This window comes from Leifsonia sp. HAY1-4F (genome assembly GCF_056755275.1).
Genome location: NZ_JBNDHX010000629.1, coordinates 1 through 237 on the forward strand (window position 1 = coordinate 1; position 237 = coordinate 237).

The 237-nt window shown below is 61.2% G+C and carries 1 protein-coding gene; it reads left to right on the forward strand.

The genetic code is table 11. From position 1 onward, the window contains the following. A partial coding sequence (locus ACPYOG_RS20770) for an FGGY family carbohydrate kinase (RefSeq protein WP_481295949.1) occupies positions 1 to 237 on the forward strand: 237 nt, incomplete at both ends.

The window sequence follows — 237 nt, forward strand, 5'->3', positions numbered from 1 at the left end:
ACCATGGTTCTTGGCCTCGATATCGGAACGACCTCGACCATCGGCATTCTGCTGCGACTGCCCGACACGATCCTTGCCACCGCGTCCCGTCCCGTTTCCCTTCGATCACCGCAGATCGGCTGGGCGGAGGAGGATCCCGCTGAGTGGTGGGAAAACGTTCGCTCGATCGTACCGGAGCTTCTGGAAAAGAGCGGGGTGCAGGCAAGCGACATCATGGCAATCGGCACGACAGGCATG